This is a genomic window from Serratia sp. 506_PEND (genome assembly GCF_001076875.1).
Taxonomy (GTDB): domain Bacteria; phylum Pseudomonadota; class Gammaproteobacteria; order Enterobacterales; family Enterobacteriaceae; genus Serratia; species Serratia marcescens.
Genome location: NZ_JVEL01000001.1, coordinates 1 through 3,338 on the forward strand (window position 1 = coordinate 1; position 3,338 = coordinate 3,338).

Genomic DNA, 3,338 nt, shown 5'->3' on the forward strand with positions numbered 1-3,338 from the left:
GGTTGACGCCGCCGATGATCTTGCTGAGCTGCGTCACCATCAAACGATCGCGCGAAGCCCTACCCAACCCTTTCGCCGGATCGTCGGCCACCAGCTCGACCTGAGTGAATTCCGGCTGCACGGCGCCATCGCGAAAACGCACCGCACTGGTTTCCAGCTGCACCGCCAGTTTGCGGGCCCGGTCGCTGCTTTCGGTCGCGGTGGCCTGCGTCAGGAAAGCAGAAAGATTGCCTTTGCCTCGGATAATTTGCTCAACGCCAAACACCGAAGCGCTGTTCCAGTAGCGATCGAAGACCTCGGCGGTTTCCGCCACCACGTTGCCGACGCTCAACACGTCGAGATCGAGGAAATAGTTTTCGTCGCCGACCTGGAAATACTCGTCGCCGATGTTGCGGCCGCCGATGATCGCCACAGCGCCGTCGACGATATAAGACTTGTTATGCATGCGCCGGTTCATGCGCATAAAGTCAAAGGCGTAGCCGGCCAACTTCGGCGTGCGCACGGTTGAGGGGTTGAACAGACGGATCTCGACGTTTTCCTGGGCGTTCAGCGCCGCCAGGGTCTCGTCCATGGCGACGCCGTTATCATCCAAGAGCAGCCGCACGCGCACGCCGCGCTGGGCGGCGTCATACAAGGTTTTCAGCAGGATCTGCCCGGAGGTGTCGTTATGCCAGATATAGTACTGGGCATCGATAGACCTTTCCGCCATCCGCGCCAGCGCCAGGCGGCTGGCGAACGCATCGTGGCCGCTGACCAGCGGCACCACGCCGCTCAGGCCGGGATGTGCCGCCATCTGTTCGGCGGCCCGCGCCGGCAATAGCGCGGTAGGATCCGCCGGCAACGCCGCCTGCGGCGAACGCTGCGAAATATCCGGCAAACGAAAGATGACTCTTGCCGCAATAATGGCGATCGTCACGGCGATAATCAGATACACGACAATTTTTATCACGGGAAGCGGCCTCGGAGGTTGACTGCTTTGCTTTATACGTCATTAGGTTGCTTCAATCTATAGGAGAAGCGCGCTATGCGCGAGGTCCGCTTGGAAAACGAAAAAATATCTTACGGTACTATCAAAATCATGCCAGTTGCGCCGTATTGCACAACTGGCACATCTATCGGCTTGAATTTATTCCCGCTTAGGCATGCTTCTTAAATGACGAACATCCATTTCTGTCAGCGCAACGCCATTCAACGGCGAAGCGCCATTGATATCCCTGACGGTACCAAATACCTGACAACCTCTGGCTTTAAAAGCCAAGGCGGCAGCCCCGCCAATGCCTGATGAAACGCCGGTAATCAGAACGGCTTTATGTTCAGACATTTTTTAATCCTTCAGCCGTGGAATGATTTTCGGTTGGCAAGGTTGCCGTTGGGCTCTTTATCCGGAACCAGATGGCATACATAGCAGGCAGGAACACCAGCGTAATAATGGTTCCACCCAGTGTCCCGCCTATCAGGGTATAGGCCAGGGTTCCCCAGAATACCGAGTGGGTTAACGGGATAAAGGCCAGAATGGCCGCCATCGCCGTCAGCAGTACAGGCCTGGAGCGCTGTACCGTTGCCTCAATGACCGCATGATAGGGTTCAAGCCCTTCCTGCTCGTTGTGATGAACCTGCCCGATGAGGATCAGCGTGTTGCGCATCAAGATCCCTGACAGGGCAATCAAACCAACCAGCGCATTGATGCCAAAGGGCTGGTTGAAGAGCAGCAAGGTTGGCACCACACCGACCAGCCCCAGCGGTGCGGTCATAAAGACCATCACCATCGCCGACATCGAACGCACCTGAAGGATAATGATCAGCAATGTCATGGCTATCATGATAGGGAATAACGGCACCATCGCTTGGGTCGCTTTCCCTGACTCCTCAATAGAGCCAGCCTGTTCAACCCGGTATCCATTCGGAAGCGTTGCGATGATGGGCTGCAGTTGTTTGAAAATTGCAGTGGAGACATCAGGTGCCTGAAGGGATTCGGCGATATCGCCACGCACGGTAATGGTTAGCATACGGTCGCGACGTCGCAGGACCGGGTCTTCCATGCGCACTTCGACCTCGCCAACCTGCGATAACGGAATACGCTGCCCGGCAGAACCGATCAGGGTGAAACCCTCTATTTTCGCCGGATCAAGCCTGATATCGCCGGCAGCGCGTCCCACGACCTGCACCGAACGGATATCTTCGCGCACCGCGGTGACCGGAACACCCGAAAGCAAGAACTGAAGCTGCTGGGCCACGGCATTTGACGTCAGCCCCACTGCCTGCAGGCGGTCCTGATTCAGGGTGAAATGCAGCGTTGGCACGCGTGAGCCCCAATCCGTGTTGACCGTTCTCATCAGCGGGCTGGCCTGCATCACCATTTTCACCTTGTCCGCGATGCCTCGTAATACCGTCGGATCTGATCCTGTCACACGGAAGGCAACCGGATAGGGTGAATAGGGGCCAAACACCAGTTGGGTCACGCGAACTCGCGCCTCAGGAGCCAGTCCATCAGCCGCAGCCTGGCGAAGACGGAACTTGAGCGCCTCACGGGATCCCTCACTGTCCGTCAGGATAACAATTTTCGCAAAAGAGGGATCGGGTAGCTCCGGTGCCATGGCGAGATAAAAACGTGGTGCCCCTTGCCCGATATAAGCCGTCACGATTTTTGCTTCTTTCTGGCGCTTCAGCCAGTCCTCAATTTTCGTCACGGCGGCGCTGGTCTGTTCAATGGACGTGCCATACGGCATCTGGACGTCCACAAGGACCTCTGGCCGGTCAGACGTCGGGAAAAACTGTTTTTTCACCAGCGCCATGCCGAGAACCGCAACGGTGAATACCGCGACGACAGAAGCCGCGACCCACCATTTTCGCGCGATGACCCGCGCCAGCAACTGACGAAAACGGTTGTAGCGGCGGGTGTTGTAGATAGCGGTGTGCCCCCCTTGAACCGTTTTGATATCCGGCAGCATTTTCACCCCAAGGTAAGGGGTAAACACCACTGCCACCACCCAGGAGGCAATCAATGCAATTCCCACAATCCAGAACATATTGCTGGTATATTCACCCGCCGTGGATTGTGCAAAACCGTTGGGCATAAAGCCAACGGCCGTCACCAGGGTGCCTGCCAGCATCGGCGCAGCAGTGTGGCTCCATGCATAGGCTGAGGCTTTGATTCGGTCGTACCCCTCCTCCATTTTCACCACCATCATTTCAATGGCAATGATGGCGTCATCCACCAACAACCCCAGGGCCAGGATGAGCGAGCCCAGGGTAATACGGTCGAAGTTTTTACCTGACGCCTCCATGACTACAAAGACGACAGCCAGCGTCAGGGGCACAGCAGCAGCGACCACCACACC

At 56.9% G+C, this 3,338-nt stretch carries 3 protein-coding genes; all 3 read right to left on the minus strand.

Annotation, left to right across the window (positions count from 1 at the left end; all coding sequences use genetic code 11):
• On the minus strand, positions 1–949 hold a 949-nt coding region (locus tag ADK28_RS00005; protein ID WP_048794561.1), incomplete at its 3' end, for a phospholipase D-like domain-containing protein.
• 177 nt (positions 950–1,126) lie between these two features.
• Positions 1,127–1,321: a hypothetical protein gene (locus ADK28_RS31135; RefSeq protein ID WP_139375588.1), complete on the minus strand. Its 195-nt coding sequence runs from the start codon at positions 1,319–1,321 to the stop codon at positions 1,127–1,129.
• Positions 1,314–3,338 (minus strand): efflux RND transporter permease subunit (locus ADK28_RS00010; RefSeq protein ID WP_048794562.1); only part of this gene is annotated, 2,025 nt, incomplete at its 5' end. The genes ADK28_RS31135 and ADK28_RS00010, both read right to left, overlap by 8 nt.